Raw genomic sequence first — 20005 nt, forward strand, 5'->3', positions numbered from 1 at the left:
AAGATATATAATAAACACCAGTAATAATAATGTTATTCACCGGTGGAAATAAGATGGTGGTGGCTTGATGTTTTATTTTATTAAGCTATGAGGGGCAATAAAAAGAGAACGGTGTATTTGGGATTTTAACGATTCAGCAAAAATAAACTATAAATACGGTGAATGTATTGGGGTGGTTTCAATAACTAAACAATAACGACCAGTCTCCGCGGGAGAGACTGATCACAAAGTATGGAGATTTATCGGCCTGCATTTTTCATAATACGAGCTTTATCCAACTGCCATTCACGCTCTTTCACATCGGAGCGTTTATCGTGCTGCTTCTTACCTTTGGCGACGCCAATTTTCACTTTGCACCAGGCATTCTTCCAGTACAGCGAAAGTGCAACCACGGTATAACCCTCACGGTTCATTCGACCATAAAGAGAGTCAAGTTCACGCTGGTTTAACAGCAGTTTCCGGGTACGGGTGGGGTCGCACACAACGTGTGTTGAGGCAACCGCCATCGGGGTGAAGTTTGCGCCAAACAGGAAAGCTTCACTGTCTTTGAGAATGACATAGCTATCGCTAATATTGGCTTTGCCTGCGCGCAGGGATTTAACTTCCCAGCCTTGCAGGGCGAGTCCGGCTTCGAACTCTTCTTCGATAAAGTATTCGTGTCGTGCGCGTTTGTTAAGCGCGATTGTGGCTGAGCCAGGTTTGTGTGCTTTTTTCTTCGTCATAATGCCGCTCAGTATAGGTAATCTGGAATCGAAAAACACCCCATTTCATCCAGCGGGGCGTAAGGCGCTATCTTAGCACGAGTTAGGCTATAGCGTTTTTTTTAGCGGATGATAAATGGTATTATTTGTACGATTGATATTGATGGAAATTGTTATGCCTCAGATTAGCCGGACCGCTTTAGTACCTTACAGTGCGGAACAGATGTATCAGTTAGTGAATGATGTTAAATCCTATCCCCAGTTTTTACCCGGTTGCACCGGAAGTCGTGTCCTGGAGTCAACACCAGGACAGATGACGGCGGCTGTGGATGTTTCTAAAGCAGGGATCAGCAAAACGTTCACCACGCGCAATCAACTGACCAATAACCAGAGCATCCTGATGCATCTGGTCGATGGCCCTTTCAAAAAACTGATCGGCGGATGGAAATTTACGCCGCTCAGCCAGGATGCGTGCCGCATTGAGTTTCAGCTTGATTTTGAGTTCACCAACAAGTTAATTGAACTGGCGTTTGGCCGGATCTTCAAAGAGCTGGCGTCTAACATGGTGCAGGCCTTCACCGTTCGTGCAAAAGAGGTTTACAGTGTCAGTGTCGGCTAAGATTGTCGTCGAAGTCGCGTATGCGCTGCCGGAAAAACAGTACCTGCAACGCGTAACGCTGCAAGAGGGGGCAACGGTTGAAGAGGCCATTCGCACCTCCGGGTTGCTGGAATTACGCACCGATATCGATCTCAGCAAAAATAAAGTAGGTATCTACAGTCGTCCGGTAAAACTTGCCGATACCGTGCATGATGGTGATCGAGTAGAAATATATCGACCATTGATTGCTGACCCGAAAGAGCTGCGCAGACAGCGGGCAGAGAAATCTGCTAAAAAGTAGCAGATATAAAAAAGGTGCTCACTGAGCACCTTTTTTGATCTCTGAAACCTGCGTTCTGAACCTTATTTATTGTCAGTCAGCGCTGGTTTGTTATCGATATTGGTCAATACACCACTGCTGTTAAAGGTCAGAGTCAGCGTTTGCTGCGTTACGCCTTCATGTCCTGGTTGCTGGCGGAACACATAGAACCAGGTGTTGGTGCCAAAAGGATCGGACATCATCGGCGTACCCAGAGCATAAGCAACCTGCTGTTGCGTCATACCCACACGAATTTTGGATACATCGTTAGCGGTCAGATAGTTTCCCTGGTTGATGTCAGGACGGTAAACCACTCGCTCCAGAGTGGAACAGCCTGCAGTCAACATCAGTAGTACTGCTGCAGCAGCAGTCAGCGTTTTACAGCGCATAGTGATTTGATTCCTTTTCGGGCCCGAGCAGTACGCGGCTCATATGTAATATGCCGATGATAATAGACCTTTCACCACTTTAAAACCTTTTGCTGTCGGGTCGGCTGGCGATTTTATGTTGAACTCAGACCGTTACAAGGGAAAAAAGTTTACGCTGCCAGCAGTTCTTTTGCATTTGCCAGGGTATTGCGCGTCACTTCGCTACCGCCAAGCAAGCGGGCTAGCTCTTGCAGGCGCGCGCGTTTGTCGAGCGGTTGCATATGCGTTTCAGTCATCGCGCCGTCAGTTTCTTTGCTGACAAAGAAGTGTTGGTGGCCACAACCAGCAACCTGTGGGAGGTGTGTGACACACATAACCTGTGTTGATTCACCCAACTGGCGTAACATTTTCCCCACGACGGCGGCTGTAGGGCCGCTAATACCGACGTCAACTTCATCGAAAATCAGTGCCGGGGTTTCCATTTTACGCGCAGTGATGACCTGAATAGCCAGTGCGATACGTGACAGTTCCCCACCAGAAGCGACTTTCGCAATGGCCTGCATCGGTTGACCAGGGTTCGTGGTGACTTTAAATTCAACGCGATCGGCACCGTCTGCGCTCAGATGATGTTCATCAAACTTTACATCAATACAAAAGAGGCCGTGCGGCATAGAGAGGGTATGCATACTTTCTGTAATCAGCTGCCCAAGCTCCTGAGCGTAATACAGCCGCTGCTGATGCAGTGCTTTAGCTGTTTCCAGCGCTTGTTGGTGGTGATTGTTCACCGACAGCGTTAAGGTTTCCAGCGAGTCGGCCTGATCGTCAAGCTGCTGTTGTTCATCCAGCAGAGACTGGTAAAACTGAGGAAGCGCTTCCGGTGCGACATGATGTTTGCGCGCCAGAGAGATTTGCTTAGAAATCCGCTGCTCAAGCTCGAACAAACGGTTTGGGTCTAAATCCAGTCGGTCGCAGTAGTGGCGCAATTCGTCGCTGGCTTCGCTGAGCTGGATGGTGGCCTCTTCGAGCATGTCCAGAATACCGGAGAGCTTACTGTCCATTTCCGCCAGTTCGCCAACCAACTGCTTTGCTGTGTACAGTTGGCTTTGCAGGTTAATGTCTTCGCCATCTGCCATGATAGCCAGCGCCTGTTGGCTGGTGGTGAGTAATTGCCCGCTGTTAGCCAGACGCTTGTACTCTTCATCGATTTGTTCAAATTCACCGGCCTGAGGGTTAAATTCATTCAGCTCCTTTAACTGATACTGTAATAGCTCCGCACGTGCGGCGCGCTCCTGGCTTTGCTGCTGATGATGCGCCAGGTCACGGCAGCTCTGGTGCCACAGCTGGTAGCGTGCAGCCATTTCCTGAGTCAGTGAGGCTTCATTGGCGTAGCCATCGAGCAGGAATTTTTGCTGCTCAGGTTTAGTCAGGAGCTGGTGTGCGTGCTGGCCGTGGATTTGAATAAGCAGTTGGCCCAGTTCGCGAAGCTGTGACAGTGGAACGGCGGTGCCGTTGATAAAGCCGCGGGAGCGTCCGTCGCAGCTGATCACGCGGCGGAGCAAACACTCACGACCATCTTCAAGCTGGTTTTCCTCCAGCCAGCGCAGCGCCGCAGGTGTGTCTTTCAAAGAGAAGCGGGCACACAGGTCGGCACGTGTGGCACCAGTGCGCACCATGTCGGCATCTGCACGCCCACCCAGGCACAAACCGAGGGCATCAATGGCAATGGACTTACCCGCCCCGGTCTCACCGGTGATGACGGTCATTCCGCTCTGGAAATCGATCTCAAGTTCACGAACGATAGCAAAATTGCTGATGGTCAGTTGTGCCAACATAGCTGTTTTCCTGTATGAAAAACCATGACTGTAATTACATACAGTATAAACTGGTTTTTTATACAGTAAAGAGGCTGGTGTTAAATTAGAATAATTTTTTTGACCAACCCAGTTTCGTGCTTAATGTATTGAAATAGCTGTAATCTTTTGGGTGAATCAGGTTCAGGTGGTAATCACAACGACGAATCAATACGTCTTCACCTTCCTGTATAGGTAACGCAATCTGGCTGTCGCAGCTAATTTCCAGGTCATTCCGGCGATGGGAGAAGCGCAACCGAATTGTGCTGTTACTGTTAATCACCAGCGGGCGTGCCGACAATGTGTGCGGGAACATCGGTACCAGCGTAATGGCATCGAGCGATGGCGTCAGAATCGGACCGCCGGCGGAAAGCGAGTAGGCCGTTGAGCCGGTTGGCGTAGAAATAATGAGCCCGTCCGAGCGTTGGGAGAAGGCGAAGGTCTCATCGATATAGACCTCGAATTCGATCATGTGCGCGACTTTTCCAGGGTGCAGAACAACTTCGTTGATGGCGGTGCTGATGCGCTTCTGGCAATCCTGCTGGCAGACCTGGGCTTCAAGCAAAAAGCGCTTTTCACTGATGTAGTGGCCTTCCAGCACGTCGGCTAACTGTTGATGGGCGTTGTCCGGGTCAAGGTCTGTCAGAAAACCGAGGTTGCCACGGTTAATCCCGATAACCTTAATGTCATAGCGTGCCAGTGTGCGCGCTGCACCAAGCATATTGCCATCGCCACCAACAACCACAGCGAGGTCCGCTTGTTGGCCTATCTCCGCCAGAGTGCCGGTTTTCACATTTTTCAGTTGGAGTTCGTGGGCGATTTGTTGCTCCACGATAACCTCATAACCTTTCGTGCACAGCCAGCGGTAGAGCATTTCATGTGTCGTCAGTGCAGTGGGGTGACGTGGATGCCCCACAATGCCAATACACTTGAAATGTTTGTTCATTTTCTCGAGGTCCTTGTAGCGAAGATTAGTGACAATGTGAGTACTTCCCTTGAATCCCTGAATCTGATCCCCATAATAAGCCAAGTTAGCGAGATGAATGCGAAAAAAACGCGGAGAAATTCATGAGTAGTAAAGAACAGAAAACGCCTGAGGGGCAAGCCCCGGAAGAAATTATCATGGATCAGCATGAAGAAGTTGAGGCGGTTGAACCAGACGCTTCTGCTGAGCAGGTGGATCCGCGCGATGAAAAAATTGCGAATCTGGAAGCTCAGCTTGCCGAGGCCGAAACGCGTGAGCGTGACAGCGTGTTGCGTATCAAAGCTGAAATGGAAAACCTGCGTCGTCGTACCGAACTGGACGTAGAAAAGGCGCATAAGTTCGCGCTGGAAAAATTCGTCAACGAACTGCTGCCGGTGCTGGATAGCCTGGATCGTGCGCTGGAAGTGGCGAACAAAGACAGCGATTCCATGACGGCGATGGTTGAAGGTATTGAGCTGACCCGTAAGTCGATGCTGGATGTCGTAGCGAAGTTTGGTGTGCAGGTGGTTGCGGATATTGATGTGCCGATGGACCCGAACGTGCATCAGGCTATTGCAATGGTTGAGTCTGACGAAGTGGCTGCCGGTAATGTACTGATGGTGATGCAGAAGGGTTATACCCTGAACGGACGTACCATTCGTGCAGCGATGGTGTCTGTGGCAAAAGCCAAAGGCTAACCAGCCTGTAGTGCCGGGTAATGCAGATGTTTTACCCGGCCTACAATCATCTTCCTAGTCTCCCACGCTCTCGCGCAGCGGTTTTACCGGTAATACCTGTACCTGCTTAATCATATTGTCCTGCACGTCGAGAATATCGATATCGTACTGACCAATGCGCACTCGCGTACCGGCAATCGGGATCTCTTCCAGCGCTTCAAGAATAATGCCGTTCACCGTTCTCGCGTCATCTTCCGGTAAGTGCCAGTTAAAGGCTTTGTTGATTTCACGAACGTTGGCGCTGCCGTCAATAATCACTGAACCGTCATTCTGCGGCGTGACTTCCTCTGCAAGCGTTGGTGACATTGAGGTGGTGAAGTCGCCGACAATCTCTTCCAGAATATCTTCGACCGTGACCAGTCCCTGAATATCACCATATTCGTTGACCACCAGACCCACCTTCTTTTTATTACGCTGAAATTTAATCAACTGGGTGCTGAGCGGTGTGCCTTCCGGGACGAAATAGATTTCGTCGGCGGCGCGTAGCATAGTCTCTTTGGTAAACTCTTTTTTCTCGGCCATCAGGCGCCAGGCTTCACGTACGCGCAGCATGCTGATGGCGTCGTCCAGCGAGTCACGGTACAGCACAATGCGACCGTGCGGGGAGTGCGACAACTGGCGCACGATTGATTTCCAGTCATCGTTAATATCAATACCGATAATTTCGTTGCGCGGTACCATGATGTCGTCAACGCTGACTTTTTCCAGATCCAGCACTGACAGCAGCATATCCTGGTTACGGCGAGAGATTTGCGAGCGCGATTCATTCACCAGGGTACGAAGTTCATCTTTACTCAGCGAACCGCTCACCACGATATCCGTTTTAATGCCCATCAGGCGCATCAGCAGACGCGTGATGGTATTAAGCAACCAGACCAGTGGCATCATCAGTATTTGCAATGGGGCAAGCAATACGCTGCTGGGATAGGCGACCTTTTCCGGGTACAGCGCGGCAATAGTTTTCGGCAACACTTCGGCAAACACCAGCACGACGAAAGTCAGAACACCGGTGGCAATCGCCACACCCGCATCGCCATACAGGCGCATACCGACAATGGTACCGAGCGCCGAGGCCAGGATATTTACCAGGTTATTACCGATGAGCACCAGGCTTATCAGGCGGTCTGGCTTACGAAGTAATTTTTCAACGCGTTTTGCCTGACGGTTACCCTGTTTTGCCCGGTGACGTAGACGGTAGCGGTTCAGGGTCATCATTCCGGTTTCAGAGCCGGAAAAGTAGGCAGAAATAACCACCATGATGAGAAGAGTGACAATGAGCGTGGTGGTGGAGATATGTTCCACGTAGGGTTCCTTAAAGACTTAACTCACAAGCTGCTGCAGTATGCGGCTGCCGAAATAGGCCAGCGTCAGAATGCCTGCGCCCGCGACGTTAAACCACACGACACGACGTCCGCGCCAGCCCTCATGGTAATGCCCCCACAGCAGAACGATATAGACAAACCATGCCACGATAGAGAGAACGGCTTTGTCTATATTTTCCGTACTGAACAGGTTATGCATGTAAAACAGGCCAGTACACAGGGTCAGCGTCAACAGAACTACGCCTATCTGGGTGATATGAAACATTTTACGTTCAATGCTCATCAACGGCGGCATTTCGTTGTTGAAAGCCAGTTTTTTGTTTTTGAGCTGATAATCGATCCACGCCAACTGCAGCGCATACAGTGCGGCAATGATTAACGTTGCATAAGATAATAGCGACAGTCCGATATGGATCATCATACCCGGCGTGGCTTCGAGATGGGTGATGTACTCGTTGGGCATAAACGTGGCGCATGCCAGATTGATCAATGCGAAGGCATAAACAATCGGCAGCAATAGCCAACCACGATTGCGTGAGGCTACGATGGTCATTACGGTACAAATCATCAGGCTGACCAGTGAACCAACGTTCAGCAGGCTCAGGTTTTGTCCGCTTTCGCCTCCGGGCAGAATACGAGCTTCCAGGGCAAAAGCGTGGCATACCAGCGCGATAACCGCCGAAAGAATAGCCATGCGCCGCCAGCCGCTGTTTTTCTGCAGCAGGGCGGGAACGATCAGCGCGAGGCTGATGGAATAGGCGACAAGGGCGAACAGAGCAAAAACGGGCATATATGTGTCGACAGTTTGGCCAGTGATAAAGAAAAGCAGTATAGCGTTACGTGACCGCTGCTCCAACCGTTGCATAACAACAAAGGCGGCTTCATGTTATACTGCGACAAATTTCTGTTGATGTGTCGCTGTCGCGACCGACCGTTTCCACCCCAGGCGAGAGACAATGTTTGATAATTTAACCGATCGTTTGTCGCGCACGCTGCGCAATATCAGTGGCCGTGGACGCCTTACTGAAGACAACGTTAAAGAAACGCTGCGCGAAGTGCGCATGGCGCTGCTGGAGGCTGACGTTGCGCTGCCGGTAGTGCGTGAGTTTATCAATCGCGTAAAAGAGAAAGCGGTTGGTCATGAAGTTAACAAAAGCCTGACGCCAGGGCAGGAGTTCGTCAAGATTGTCCGTAACGAACTGGTTGCGGCAATGGGCGAAGAAAACCAGACGTTGAATCTGGCTGCGCAACCTCCGGCCGTCGTTCTGATGGCGGGTTTGCAAGGTGCGGGTAAAACAACCAGCGTCGGTAAACTGGGTAAATTCCTGCGCGAGAAGCACAAGAAGAAAGTGCTGGTCGTATCCGCTGACGTATATCGCCCGGCGGCGATCAAGCAGCTGGAAACGCTGGCCGAGCAGGTCGGTGTGGACTTCTTCCCGTCTGATGTTGGTCAGAAGCCGGTTGATATCGTTAACGCCGCGCTGAAAGAAGCCAAACTCAAGTTCTACGACGTGTTGCTGGTGGATACCGCTGGTCGTTTACACGTTGACGAAGCCATGATGGACGAAATCAAACAGGTCCACGCGTCTATCAATCCGGTAGAAACGCTGTTTGTTGTCGATGCCATGACTGGTCAGGACGCCGCGAATACCGCAAAAGCGTTTAACGAAGCACTGCCGTTAACCGGTGTGGTTCTGACTAAAGTCGATGGTGATGCCCGTGGCGGTGCTGCGCTCTCTATTCGTCATATCACCGGTAAGCCGATTAAATTCCTCGGTGTGGGTGAAAAAACAGAAGCGCTGGAGCCGTTCCATCCGGATCGTATTGCTTCGCGTATTCTCGGTATGGGCGATGTGTTGTCGCTTATTGAAGATATTGAGAGCAAGGTTGACCGCGCGCAGGCTGAAAAGCTGGCGACCAAGCTGAAGAAGGGCGACGGTTTCGACCTGAACGACTTCTTAGAGCAGCTTAAACAGATGAAAAACATGGGCGGTATGGCAAGCCTGATGGGCAAGCTGCCGGGTATGGGTCAGATTCCTGACAACGTGAAATCGCAGATGGACGATAAAGTGCTGGTGCGTATGGAAGCCATCATCAACTCAATGACGATGAAAGAACGCGCCAAGCCGGAAATTATCAAAGGTTCTCGCAAACGCCGTATCGCACTGGGCTGTGGTATGCAGGTACAGGATGTTAACCGTCTTCTGAAACAGTTCGACGACATGCAGCGCATGATGAAGAAAATGAAGAAGGGCGGAATGGCGAAGATGATGCGGAATATGAAGGGCATGATGCCGCCAGGCTTCCCTGGTAGATAAATATATCGGGCTACCTTGTTTGCCATTTTGACGCCGGAGTGTGCTCAACAAAACACTATAGTGTTTTGAACGCACTTCAGGGCGACCCGCAGGGCGAGCGGAGCGAGTAAATGCTCACGAACTGCGTGTATGCTCCGCTTTCTGCGTGCACGCCGACGCCAAACTGGCTGCAACGGTAACGCCCTGGCATAAAGCTTCATCACATGCTGATTGCTTTTTTCCCAGAAATCAGTAAAATTTTCGGGCTTTTAATATGACACCGGGTCCCTTCCCTCGATGGGGCCCGGTGTTTTATTCACACAAGAGGATGTTATGGTAACTATTCGTTTAGCTCGTCACGGCGCTAAAAAGCGTCCGTTCTACCAGGTTGTTGTCACCGACAGCCGTAATGCACGCAACGGTCGCTTCATTGAGCGCGTTGGCTTCTTTAACCCAATCGCTAGCGAAAAAGAAGAAGGCACTCGCCTGGATCTGGATCGCATCGCTCACTGGGTTGGCCAGGGCGCGACTATTTCTGATCGCGTAGCTACGCTGATCAAAGCAGCAAACAAAGCAGCTTAATCTGTCACGGTGGTCATGATGAGCAAGCAACTCGCCGCACAGGCACCCGTGGACCCCATCGTTTTGGGTAAAATGGGGTCTTCTTACGGTATCCGTGGTTGGCTCAGAGTGTTTTCTTCCACTGAAGACGCCGAAAGCATTTTTGACTATCAGCCTTGGTTTATCCAGAAGGCGGGTCAGTGGCAGCAAGTACAGCTGGAAAGCTGGAAGCACCACAATCAGGATCTGATCATCAAGCTGAAAGGCGTTGACGATCGTGATTCGGCGAATCTACTGACGAATTGCGAAATTGTCGTAGATTCCTCGCAGTTGCCAGCGCTGGAAGATGGTTCTTACTACTGGAAAGACCTTATGGGCTGTCAGGTAGTGACCACTGAAGGCTACGATCTCGGTAAAGTCGTCGATATGATGGAAACCGGATCGAATGACGTAATCGTCATTAAGGCAAACCTGAAAGATGCGTTTGGTATCAAGGAACGTTTAGTACCGTTCCTCGATGGGCAGGTTATCAAGAAAGTCGATCTCGCTACTCGTACTATCGAAGTAGATTGGGATCCTGGTTTTTAAACCACCGGATAAACGGTAAAAGTCGGCGTTATGGGGATTGGCTTGTGTTTATAGGTATCGTTAGCCTGTTTCCAGAAATGTTCCGCGCAATTACCGATTACGGAGTAACTGGCCGGGCAGTAAAAAATGGTCTGCTGAACATCCAGAGCTGGAGTCCTCGTGACTTTACTCATGACCGACACCGTACCGTGGACGATCGTCCTTACGGCGGCGGACCGGGGATGTTAATGATGGTGCAACCTTTACGGGACGCCATTCATGCAGCAAAAGCTGCGGCTGGTGAAGGCGCAAAGGTGATTTATCTGTCACCTCAGGGACGCAAGCTTGATCAAGCGGGCGTTAGCGAACTGGCCACGAATCAGAAGCTGATTCTGGTGTGTGGTCGCTATGAAGGAATAGATGAGCGCGTGATTCAAACCGAAATTGATGAAGAATGGTCAATCGGCGATTACGTTCTCAGCGGTGGTGAGTTACCAGCAATGACGCTGATCGACTCCGTTTCCCGGTTTATTCCGGGAGTTCTGGGTCATGAAGCATCAGCAATCGAAGATTCGTTTGCTGACGGGTTGCTGGACTGCCCACACTATACCCGACCTGAAGTGTTAGAACAGATGGAAGTACCGGCAGTTTTACTGTCGGGGAACCACGCTGAGATACGTCGCTGGCGTTTGAAACAGTCGCTGGGCCGGACCTGGCTTAGAAGACCTGAACTTCTGGAAAACCTGGCTCTGACTGAAGAGCAAGCAAGGTTGCTGGCGGAGTTCAAAAAGGAACACGCACAACAGCAACATAAACATGATGGGCAGGCGTAAGCCCCCAATATCAGTTTACCCAGGATAAGAGATTAAATTATGAGCAACATTATTAAGCAACTTGAACAAGAACAGATGAAGCAGGACGTACCTTCCTTCCGTCCGGGTGATACCGTGGAAGTGAAAGTATGGGTTGTTGAAGGTTCCAAAAAACGTCTGCAGGCATTCGAGGGCGTGGTTATCGCTATTCGTAACCGCGGTCTGCACTCTGCATTCACTGTTCGTAAAATCTCCAACGGCGAAGGCGTTGAGCGTGTCTTCCAGACTCACTCTCCGGTAGTTGACAGCATTTCTGTCAAACGTCGTGGTGCTGTTCGTAAAGCTAAACTGTACTACCTGCGTGAGCGTACTGGTAAGTCTGCTCGTATCAAAGAGCGTCTTAACTAAGATATCGCTCAGGCGACATCCTGACAGAAGGGGCTGGCCAATTGGCTGGCCCCTTTTTTTATATCGTTGAAACTCACATTGTTAACCATTAGTTCATAAATCATTTACAATGACTCTTCGTTGCCGGAGGAACAGTGGCTATTGGTGTAACTTCTCAGTCAATTAATCAACGATACGCGGCATGGTTTGCGTTGTTTGCGATCCTGTTGATCGTCGTTGCGCCGCTGATTTCTGTCTCTTTGCAACAAGATCCCATGAGCACTATGCCGGGTATGCACCATGACATGAGCATGATGGCGGAGCACGCTGAAACTCATTCGAGTGCAGCACCGATGACGATGCCTGTCGATCACGGAGAAGCGTGCGGCTATTGTGTCCTGTTGGCTCATGTCCCCGGGCTGATACTGGCGCTGGTGATCCTGCTGTGTGGTGTGTTACTTATTCAGAAAAAAATGCCGTTGCATCCTACAGCGACATTCTGGCACTTTTTCCCCTGGCTTTATCCCGATACCCGTGCGCCGCCGCGCAGGCCTGCTTTTTCCTGATTCTAACAATACGTTTGTACGCATAAGCGCTACGACACTCTTTTGCTTTTTCTAAGGAAAAGTATGACAACCTGCACCCCGCGTGCGGCATGGGTAGCCCTGCTGCGACGCCTTCATTTCTATATCGGTCTGTTCGTCGGACCATTTATCTTTGTAGCGGCGCTTACCGGTACACTCTATGTCGCCACGCCTCAGCTGGAAGAGGCGATTTACTCACGAGCGCTTCAGGGAACAGGACCAGGGGAGCTGCAATCGCTGGCGGCTCAAGTTGCAAAAGCGCAGCAGATAACCGGCAATCAGTTGCGTGTGCATGCGGTACGGCCTGCTCTGGAGCCAGGGACAACAACCCGGGTCATGTTTGCTGATCCGACACTGGCTCCCTCAGAAAACCGGGCGATTTTTATCGACCCGGTTACGCTGTCGGTAAATGGGGATATGACCGTATATGGCACCAGTGGGATCTTACCTCTGCGACAATGGATCGACTATGCTCACCGTTCTTTGCTGCTGGGCGATACAGGGCGTCTGTATAGTGAACTGGCGGCATCCTGGATGTGGATAGCGGCCCTGGGCGGCATCGCGCTTTGGTTTTTTACGCGACCAAAACGCAGGCTGAATAATCGTGTGCAAAACAGCCGTCGCTTACACGTAGTGCTGGGGTGGTTTCTGTTGGGGGGAATGTTGTTGTTCTCCGCTACAGGGTTGACCTGGTCACAATGGGCTGGGGGGAATGTGGATAAAATGCGCGCGGCTTTTGGCTGGCTGACGCCGCAGGTCAATACTCAACTCCATGGCGCCATAGAATCTCACCATGACCATGCCGGGCATCACGCTGAAATGGTGATGCCCGCAATGAGTGTCATTGACGGTAACCAGTTTGATGTCGTTTTACGTGTGGCGCAGGCGGCGGGGATAAAGGCTAAAAAGCTGGAGATCCGCCCGGCAAAAGATACACAGCATGGTTGGACCGTCACTGAGATTGACCGCCGTTGGCCTACTCAGGTCGATGCGGTTTCTATTGATGCGACAACGATGCAGGTAATCGACCGGACGCGATTTGCTGATTTCCCGTTAATCGCGAAACTGACGCGTTGGGGCGTTGATTTCCATATGGGGATCCTGTTTGGTCAATTGAATCAATGGCTGTTGATTATCTTTGGTGCAGGGCTTTGCCTGATGATTGTGATTGGCTATCGACTGTGGTGGATTCGTCGACCCGCTCGTTCAGCGGTTAACCCGGCACAGACGCTGGTTCAGTGCTGGCTGATGCTCAATGGGAAAGGGCGATTTGCTGTGCTGGCGGTGGCGATTGTTCTGGGGGCCTTGATGCCAGTTGCAGGTATTAGTCTTTTGTTTTTTATAGCAATTGACTGGCTGCGCTGGTTCAGTGCTTCGCATACTGTTCTGGCGCAGTCAGCCGAGTGATGATTAAGGCGTGCTGATAACCACCGCAACACGGCGGTTTTCGGCACGACCTTTTGACGTCTGGTTACTGGCGATCGGGTATTTTTTACCCAGTCCCTGCGTCGTCAGATTAGTTCTGGGGATGTTAGCACCCTGAGCCCAGGCATCTGCAACTACGTTAGCACGCTTGAGTGACAGAGCCTCATTGTAGCTGTCTTCACCATAGTTGTCGGTATGACCATCCAGACGAGCGTGGTTCAAGCCGGTAGCAGCCAGTTTGGATGCCATTTCCTGGATCTGTTTTTCACTTTCAGGGCGGAGTTTATAGTCGTTTTTATCAAACAGGATGGTATCGGACAGACCCAGAGACCAGTCTCCCGAAGCTTCAGTAAACCCGTATGATTTCATGGCTGCAATTTGTTCAGGTGTAAATTTACCCTGAGGAGCCTGACAGCCTGCCAGAATCAGCATTATCAAAATAAACGGGGATAATAGACGTTTCAGCATGTGTGTAATTCCTTATTTTTTAATTATGCGTTGAGAACGCAAATGTTTCGCCTGATACATATTGTGATCGGCCAGTTCTTGTAATTTTTCAGCAGAGGCATGTTCCCACGTCAGCGCAAAACCGATGCTTAGCGTCATGCTTGCCAGATGACCATTATCAAGGTCAAAAGGTCGGTTAAACTCTTGCGACAGTGCGGTACAAATGTGCTCAACTTCGTGTTCTGAATGAACGCTGTACAACACCATGGCAAATTCATCCCCTCCCAGACGGTACGGTTGATGGCGATTGCCACCAAATTCGGCCAGTCTTTTGGCGACTTCAATCAGAACCCGATCGCCTGCAGCATGCCCCCAGGTGTCATTAATAAATTTAAAGTTATCACCATCGAGGAATAACAACGCCGAACTACCGTGAGCGTCTTTGTCGTTCATCAGGGCGTTAATGCTGTTACGAAATGCGGCCCGATTAGCAAGACCGGTAAGAGGGTCATGCAGTGCGGTACGCAATAGTTGTGCATTCTTGGCCTGGAGCCGTAGCTGCCATTCTTCCATCTCATCCAGCAGACTATTAAAGTCTTGAGCAAAAAGATGAAACTCTTCAATACGTTCTTCTGAAACTCGTCGCGAGAAGTTACGGTTAGTACGAACATCATGCACCACTTCAGTAATATTCTGCAGAGCCTCCACAACGCCGTTGTGTAAATAGCGAGTGAGCATTAATGCAATACCCGATGCCAATAAAATGCATCCGGTAAGAACGGCTAATGACAAATAAATAAAATGGCTGATCACGCTATCGCGCGCAACCACGCATACTTCACCGATAACGTTACCATTGTGCATAATGGGCTGAGTAACCGGTTGTGGGAAAAGCCAGTGGCTTATCAGTCCGCTGATTTTGTCTGTTGTATCCTGTGCGTCATAGCGCCAGGTGGCGATCACTTTTTGATCCTGGTTGCGTACTTCGGCAACTGAAAATTGCCCTTGTTTCCCCAGTGCAGCCAGTGTTTCTGTTGCGGCAAAGCCATCAGAAAAGACTAACGCGGCTTCAAGCGAGTGAGTCATAGTCGCGGCGGTCAAATCCAGATTTTTTTGCGCATATTGCTTTAAAGCTAACACGGAAGAAATGCTAAGCAGCAGCCAGATCAGCGTCATTGTTACCAGAACGCTGATTATGCTGATACGCCGTAATGTCCGTTTAAACGTCGGGCGTTTTATGGGAGAAATACCCTTATCCATGCTTATTATTCCGTGCCAGCATCAATACGTCTGGACTAACCCTTACACCGCTGCGCGACAGGGCATCCATATTTACGGAAAATCTTACGTCTTTATCATTAATTATGAGGCAGAAGGCGCTACCAATAACGCATTCAGTATTCTGTTCAGCAATTAATAACAATGCCTTAGATGGATATTTATTCTTTAATTCCACCTGGTATGTAGGCGATTCTTTACCAAAATAAAAACCATCACACTGTGCAACTAAAACTTCCTGGTCCGTATGAACAATGACGGGAAGATAAGGCAACGCCGCAGAACTGGTATCTTGCAGTACGCTGGAAAAACGTGATGAAGAGAAAATACACAGTTTTGGTGGACCTGAAAGTGCTGGCCAGCGAGTGTAACTGACGATGCCGGCAACCATTGAACGTACAGATTTTGCTTCTTCAGTCATGCTTTGGGCAAACAACGGTAACCCGGTCATGAGCAGTGCCAGTAGAAGTATGAGTCGATAAGAAAAGCTCATGAGATGTTACCTACTAGCGTCAGCTGTATACGTCGAAATAAATTGGCGATTGTTTGTAGCAAAATAACATTATTTTTTCAGGGCGTCATTATATCTGGAGGGCTAATATTGACGACCTAAGCTAAACCTCAGTGATTGGTGAATTGTAAGTCTTTGTTTAATTTAATCTTGTTGAGGCGGCTCCCTCGTTTGCTCCTTTTTGCCAGGCACTGTGTAATTGGCTGACATTCTCGACAGTATCGCAAGCTGGGGGGAAGGTTTTTCCGCTCAATCCTCGTGCATAGACAAAGTCTGGCTGACAGATTTTTCTTTGTCCCTCGGCATAACCCTTAAGATATTGTGGACGATCGACCTCTGGATCATTGTAGTTGTCGGCAAGTATTTCATTATCTTTAATGACATTACCCGAAATAGAGTCTTGTATCCCCGCATCGTACCAGTCGGTACTGGTCCATGTGGGGGCGTGGGTATAAGGATCTATCTGGCAGCCGCTAAGAAATAATACAAATAGGGTGCTGATGAGTTGCTTCATTGCCTGTACTCCCTGGGTTTATTAAAAAAGCATAGTGGATCTGAAATATGAGGGGGTGTAAATTTAAATGTACATCTATAGGCCAGTTTTTTGCGTTAAAATGTAGTTGTGTAAATTAAAATTTACGGATTGTGGATTGAAATCTTTACCTGTTATGTTATCGTTATCTCCTCCTCGCAGAGGACACTATCGCAAACGAGCTAAACAGGATCACCACCATGCAAAAAGACGCGCTGAACAACGTACATATCACCGACGAACAGGTTCTGATGACCCCGGAACAACTCAAAACGGAATTCCCGTTGAGCCTGGCGCAAGAGGAGCAAATTGCTCAATCGCGCAAAACCATTTCTGACATTATAGCGGGTCGCGATCCGCGTCTGTTGGTGGTATGTGGTCCTTGCTCAATTCATGACCCTGAAACTGCTCTTGAATATGCTCGTCGATTTAAGACCCTTGCCGCAGAGGTCAGCGATAGCCTCTATCTGGTGATGCGCGTTTATTTTGAAAAACCCCGTACCACCGTCGGCTGGAAAGGGTTGATTAACGATCCTCATATGGATGGCTCTTTTGATGTAGAAGCAGGCCTGAAGATTGCGCGTCAACTGCTGCTTGAGCTGGTTAATATGGGGCTGCCGCTGGCAACGGAAGCATTAGATCCAAACAGTCCGCAATACCTGGGCGATCTGTTTAGCTGGTCAGCTATTGGTGCGCGTACGACTGAATCGCAGACTCACCGTGAAATGGCTTCGGGTTTGTCCATGCCGGTAGGCTTTAAAAACGGAACTGACGGCAGCCTGGCGACAGCAATCAATGCCATGCGCGCAGCTGCGCAGTCGCACCGCTTTGTTGGCATTAACCAGGCAGGGCAGGTTGCATTGCTGCAAACCCAGGGTAACCCGGATGGCCATGTGATCCTGCGTGGCGGTAAAGCGCCGAATTACAGTCCGGCAGACGTAGCACAGTGCGAAAAAGAGATGGAGCAGGCGGGACTGCGGCCTTCACTGATGGTAGATTGCAGTCATGGTAACTCCAATAAAGATTACCGTCGTCAGCCAGCCGTGGCTGAGTCTGTGGTTGCTCAAATTAAAGATGGCAACCGTTCAATCATCGGCCTGATGATTGAAAGTAATATTCACGAAGGCAACCAGTCCTCCGAGCAACCGCGCAGTGAAATGAAATACGGCGTCTCTGTAACTGACGCCTGCATTAGCTGGGAAATGACGGACGCGTTGTTGCGTGAAATTAGCAAAGACTTGAACGGCCATCTGGCGACGCGCCTGGTTTAAGAGGTTAGTTATGGTTGCTGAATTGACCGCGTTGCGCGATCAAATTGATGAAGTGGATAAGGCGCTACTGGATTTACTTGCGCGCCGTCTGGAACTGGTTGCTGAAGTCGGCGAAGTTAAAAGCCGCTTTGGGCTACCGATCTACGTACCTGAGCGCGAGGCATCTATGCTGGCTTCGCGCCGTGCGGAGGCAGAAGCGCTCGGAGTCCCTCCAGATCTTATTGAGGATGTTTTACGTCGGGTAATGCGCGAGTCTTACTCCAGCGAGAATGACAAAGGCTTTAAAACGCTTTGTCCTTCTCTGCGTCCGGTGGTGATCGTCGGTGGCGGCGGTCAGATGGGGCGGCTGTTTGAAAAAATGCTCACCCTGTCGGGTTATCAGGTGCGTATTCTCGAACAGCAGGACTGGGATCGTGCGCAGGAAATTGTGGCTGACGCCGGAATGGTGATTGTCAGTGTGCCAATTCACGTCACGGAGCAGGTTATTGCGAAATTACCGCGCTTGCCTGCTGACTGTATCCTGGTCGATCTGGCCTCGGTGAAAAATGGCCCGCTGCAGGCGATGCTGGCGGCGCACGATGGTCCCGTAGTGGGTTTACATCCGATGTTTGGCCCGGACAGCGGCAGCCTGGCAAAGCAGGTGGTTGTGTGGTGTGACGGGCGTCAGCCGGAAGCTTATCAGTGGTTCCTGGAACAGATTCAGGTCTGGGGCGCGCGGCTACATCGGATTAGCGCCGTTGAGCATGACCAGAATATGGCCTTTATCCAGGCGTTGCGTCATTTTGCGACGTTTGCTTACGGCTTGCATTTAGCAGAGGAGAATGTGCAACTGGAGCAGTTGCTGGCGCTCTCTTCACCGATCTACCGCCTTGAACTGGCGATGGTAGGACGGCTGTTTGCCCAGGATCCGCAGTTGTATGCCGATATTATTATGTCTTCAGAGAGTAACCTCGCGCTGATCAAACGTTATTACAAACGTTTTGGCGAAGCGATTGGTTTACTGGAACAGGGGGACAAGCAGGCCTTTATCGACAGCTTCCGTAAGGTTGAACACTGGTTTGGTGATTATGCTAAACGTTTTCAGAGTGAAAGCCGTACTCTGTTGCGCCAGGCTAACGACAGTCGCCAGTAAGTAAAATGCCGGATGGCAACGCTTACGCGTCTTATCCGGCCTACAAAATCGTATGAATCGTAGGCCGGATTAGCGTAGCGCTATCCGGCATTGTCACACTTTAGCTCGGATTGACCGGCACTACATTCTCACTTGGATAACAGCCAAGTACTTTCATCGAACGGGTAATTTCCCCCAGCTCCTTCAATGCTTTTTGCATCTCTGGTGATTCCAGATTGGCCTGTATATCGAGATAAAACATCTCTTCCCACGGATTGCCGTGAATCGGGCGTGATTCCAGTTTAGTCATTATCAGATTATGGTTACGCAGCACCAGGAGCGCTTCAACCAGCGCACCAGCCTGCTGACCCGTCGCCATTAGCAGCGTGGTTTTCGCCGGAACCTGGTCGGAAACATTTATTGCCTTGCGTGCCAGCACGACAAAACGGGTAATATTTTGCGACTGATTGGCTTCAATATGTGCGAGGACCTGCAGACCATGCAGTACGCCACCGGCCTCGCTTCCAAGAGCCGCTACGTGTGGTGAGTTGGCCTGCGCGACCTTTTCCATTGCAGCAGAGGTGCTTTCTGTATACTCGATCTTCCAGTGTGGATAGCGGTTGAGAAACTTGCTGCACTGCTGGAACGGTTGCGGGTGGCTGTACACGGTTTCAATGCTATTTAGATCCGCAGTACCGGAAACCAGCACACAGTGGTCGATAGTGATCGTCATCTCCCCCACGATAGAAAGGCTGGTATGTTGCAGGAGGTCGTAGACATCGTTGATCGCACCGGAACTGGTGTTTTCAATCGGTACCACCGCGTAGTCGGCTTGCCCTGTTTCTACCTGGTTGAAAATATCGGCAAATTTTGCGCAGCCGCTCTCAATAAACTGCTCAAAGTGGCGTGCGGCATACTGACGTGCTGCAAGGTGAGAATACGAGCCTTTTGGCCCCAGAAAAGCGACCCGTGCTGAGTGTGGGTTGATCTTGTTCAGATGCTGCTGAAGGAGCGCCTGTTGGGTGAGTACGGAGTCTTCGATGATGAGCTGGAATAGTCGGGTGATGTAGTGTGCGTCGAGGTGATGTGTTTTACCAAGCTGAATCAACCGGTCTAACAGATCACGTTCGCGGTCAATATCGCGAACGGGACGATGAGAAAGCAGCTTAGCTTTGCCGACTTCTACGGCCAGTCCACGTCGCTCAGCCAGCAAAGCCAGTAATTTTTCATCCAGCGTGCTTATCTTCTCTCGCAGCGCCAGTAACGGGTTTTCCGATGTCATAGTGTTGCCTTTCTTGTTATCAATAAAAAAGGCCCCCCGTTGTGGGAGGCCTTATTGTTCGTCTTCGCATTCTTTATCACA

The 20005-nt window shown here is 50.3% G+C and carries 23 protein-coding genes and 1 other annotated feature (1 of these 24 cut by a window edge); of the genes, 12 read left to right on the top strand and 11 right to left on the bottom strand.

The features are described from left to right. Positions 1–239: 239 nt before the first annotated feature. Entirely contained in the window at positions 240–722 is a 483-nt protein-coding gene (smpB, locus tag OGY01_RS08735) for an SsrA-binding protein SmpB (RefSeq protein WP_045449753.1), read from the bottom strand. 115 nt (positions 723–837) lie between these two features. On the opposite strand from smpB, the gene OGY01_RS08740 reads away from it, so the two are divergent. Further along, positions 838–1320 (top strand): type II toxin-antitoxin system RatA family toxin, encoded by a 483-nt coding sequence (locus OGY01_RS08740; protein WP_071829014.1) that lies wholly within the window; start codon positions 838–840, stop codon positions 1318–1320. Then, positions 1310–1600: an RnfH family protein gene (locus tag OGY01_RS08745; protein WP_136345272.1), complete on the top strand. Its 291-nt coding sequence runs from the start codon at positions 1310–1312 to the stop codon at positions 1598–1600. Before OGY01_RS08740 ends, OGY01_RS08745 begins: the two co-directional genes overlap by 11 nt. Before the next feature lie 62 nt (positions 1601–1662). On the opposite strand, the gene bamE is transcribed toward OGY01_RS08745, so the two are convergent. The 3 genes from bamE to nadK all read right to left on the bottom strand — a co-directional run bounded on the left by bamE (position 1663) and on the right by nadK (position 4782). Beyond that, entirely contained in the window at positions 1663–2007 is a 345-nt protein-coding gene (bamE, locus tag OGY01_RS08750; RefSeq protein ID WP_045446389.1) for an outer membrane protein assembly factor BamE, read from the bottom strand. A gap of 149 nt (positions 2008–2156) precedes the next feature. Then, positions 2157–3818 (bottom strand): DNA repair protein RecN, encoded by a 1662-nt coding sequence (recN, locus tag OGY01_RS08755; protein ID WP_284097260.1) that lies wholly within the window; start codon positions 3816–3818, stop codon positions 2157–2159. A gap of 85 nt (positions 3819–3903) precedes the next feature. Next, positions 3904–4782, bottom strand: a complete 879-nt coding sequence (gene nadK, locus OGY01_RS08760) for an NAD(+) kinase (RefSeq protein ID WP_045446384.1) — start codon at positions 4780–4782, stop codon at positions 3904–3906. A gap of 122 nt (positions 4783–4904) precedes the next feature. On the opposite strand from nadK, the gene grpE reads away from it, so the two are divergent. Then, positions 4905–5498, top strand: a complete 594-nt coding sequence (grpE, locus tag OGY01_RS08765; protein ID WP_045446381.1) for a nucleotide exchange factor GrpE — start codon at positions 4905–4907, stop codon at positions 5496–5498. Between the two features lie 54 nt (positions 5499–5552). Here grpE and OGY01_RS08770 read toward each other — a convergent pair whose 3' ends face one another. Beyond that, complete coding sequence (locus OGY01_RS08770; RefSeq protein WP_045446378.1) at positions 5553–6839, bottom strand: HlyC/CorC family transporter; 1287 nt, start codon at positions 6837–6839, stop codon at positions 5553–5555. 18 nt (positions 6840–6857) lie between these two features. Beyond that, the gene (locus tag OGY01_RS08775; RefSeq protein ID WP_045449751.1) at positions 6858–7649 is read right to left on the bottom strand and encodes a cytochrome C assembly family protein; all 792 of its coding nucleotides are present in this window, start codon (positions 7647–7649) and stop codon (positions 6858–6860) included. A 166-nt stretch (positions 7650–7815) separates the two neighbouring features. Between OGY01_RS08775 and ffh the strand changes: the two genes are divergently transcribed. The 7 genes from ffh (at position 7816) to OGY01_RS08810 (ending at position 13474) form a co-directional block, all read left to right on the top strand. Continuing rightward, a complete protein-coding gene (gene ffh / locus OGY01_RS08780) occupies positions 7816–9177 on the top strand; it encodes a signal recognition particle protein (protein ID WP_045446375.1) in 1362 nt (453 codons plus the stop codon). Between the two features lie 312 nt (positions 9178–9489). After that, positions 9490–9738, top strand: a complete 249-nt coding sequence (rpsP, locus tag OGY01_RS08785; protein WP_003031228.1) for a 30S ribosomal protein S16 — start codon at positions 9490–9492, stop codon at positions 9736–9738. A gap of 18 nt (positions 9739–9756) precedes the next feature. Next, entirely contained in the window at positions 9757–10305 is a 549-nt protein-coding gene (gene rimM / locus OGY01_RS08790; RefSeq protein ID WP_191239006.1) for a ribosome maturation factor RimM, read from the top strand. Positions 10306–10349: 44 nt separating this feature from the next. Next, a complete protein-coding gene (gene trmD, locus OGY01_RS08795) occupies positions 10350–11117 on the top strand; it encodes a tRNA (guanosine(37)-N1)-methyltransferase TrmD (RefSeq protein WP_003031232.1) in 768 nt (255 codons plus the stop codon). Between the two features lie 39 nt (positions 11118–11156). Next, positions 11157–11504, top strand: a complete 348-nt coding sequence (gene rplS / locus OGY01_RS08800) for a 50S ribosomal protein L19 (RefSeq protein WP_004104634.1) — start codon at positions 11157–11159, stop codon at positions 11502–11504. A gap of 134 nt (positions 11505–11638) precedes the next feature. Beyond that, complete coding sequence (locus OGY01_RS08805) at positions 11639–12049, top strand: DUF2946 domain-containing protein (protein WP_404842369.1); 411 nt, start codon at positions 11639–11641, stop codon at positions 12047–12049. A gap of 63 nt (positions 12050–12112) precedes the next feature. After that, complete coding sequence (locus OGY01_RS08810; protein ID WP_286492922.1) at positions 12113–13474, top strand: PepSY-associated TM helix domain-containing protein; 1362 nt, start codon at positions 12113–12115, stop codon at positions 13472–13474. Between the two features lie 3 nt (positions 13475–13477). On the opposite strand, the gene OGY01_RS08815 is transcribed toward OGY01_RS08810, so the two are convergent. The 4 genes from OGY01_RS08815 to OGY01_RS08830 form a co-directional block, all read right to left on the bottom strand. After that, complete coding sequence (locus OGY01_RS08815; RefSeq protein WP_045446366.1) at positions 13478–13960, bottom strand: OmpA family protein; 483 nt, start codon at positions 13958–13960, stop codon at positions 13478–13480. Positions 13961–13972: 12 nt separating this feature from the next. Next, positions 13973–15199 (bottom strand): diguanylate cyclase DgcN/YfiN, encoded by a 1227-nt coding sequence (dgcN, locus tag OGY01_RS08820; protein ID WP_045446363.1) that lies wholly within the window; start codon positions 15197–15199, stop codon positions 13973–13975. Then, the gene (gene yfiR / locus OGY01_RS08825; RefSeq protein WP_045446360.1) at positions 15192–15710 is read right to left on the bottom strand and encodes a regulatory sequestration protein YfiR; all 519 of its coding nucleotides are present in this window, start codon (positions 15708–15710) and stop codon (positions 15192–15194) included. The genes dgcN and yfiR overlap by 8 nt, the downstream gene beginning before the upstream one ends. A gap of 157 nt (positions 15711–15867) precedes the next feature. Beyond that, entirely contained in the window at positions 15868–16242 is a 375-nt protein-coding gene (locus tag OGY01_RS08830; RefSeq protein WP_045446358.1) for a DUF2799 domain-containing protein, read from the bottom strand. Between the two features lie 218 nt (positions 16243–16460). Between OGY01_RS08830 and aroF the strand changes: the two genes are divergently transcribed. Both aroF and tyrA read left to right on the top strand, forming a co-directional pair. Further along, complete coding sequence (gene aroF / locus OGY01_RS08835) at positions 16461–17531, top strand: 3-deoxy-7-phosphoheptulonate synthase AroF (RefSeq protein WP_045446355.1); 1071 nt, start codon at positions 16461–16463, stop codon at positions 17529–17531. A gap of 10 nt (positions 17532–17541) precedes the next feature. Beyond that, positions 17542–18663 carry a bifunctional chorismate mutase/prephenate dehydrogenase gene (tyrA, locus tag OGY01_RS08840; protein ID WP_045446352.1) on the top strand — a complete coding sequence of 374 codons (1122 nt, stop codon included), beginning with the start codon at positions 17542–17544 and terminating at the stop codon, positions 18661–18663. A 100-nt stretch (positions 18664–18763) separates the two neighbouring features. Here the strand turns inward: tyrA and pheA are convergent, their stop codons facing one another. Further along, the gene (gene pheA / locus OGY01_RS08845) at positions 18764–19924 is read right to left on the bottom strand and encodes a bifunctional chorismate mutase/prephenate dehydratase (protein WP_045446349.1); all 1161 of its coding nucleotides are present in this window, start codon (positions 19922–19924) and stop codon (positions 18764–18766) included. 22 nt (positions 19925–19946) lie between these two features. After that, positions 19947–20005 (bottom strand) — a sequence feature (Phe leader region) (it continues 67 nt past the right edge of the window).

The sequence above is a fragment of the Citrobacter sp. Cm038 genome (assembly GCF_030333105.1).
Classification (GTDB): Bacteria; Pseudomonadota; Gammaproteobacteria; order Enterobacterales; family Enterobacteriaceae; genus Citrobacter; species Citrobacter murliniae.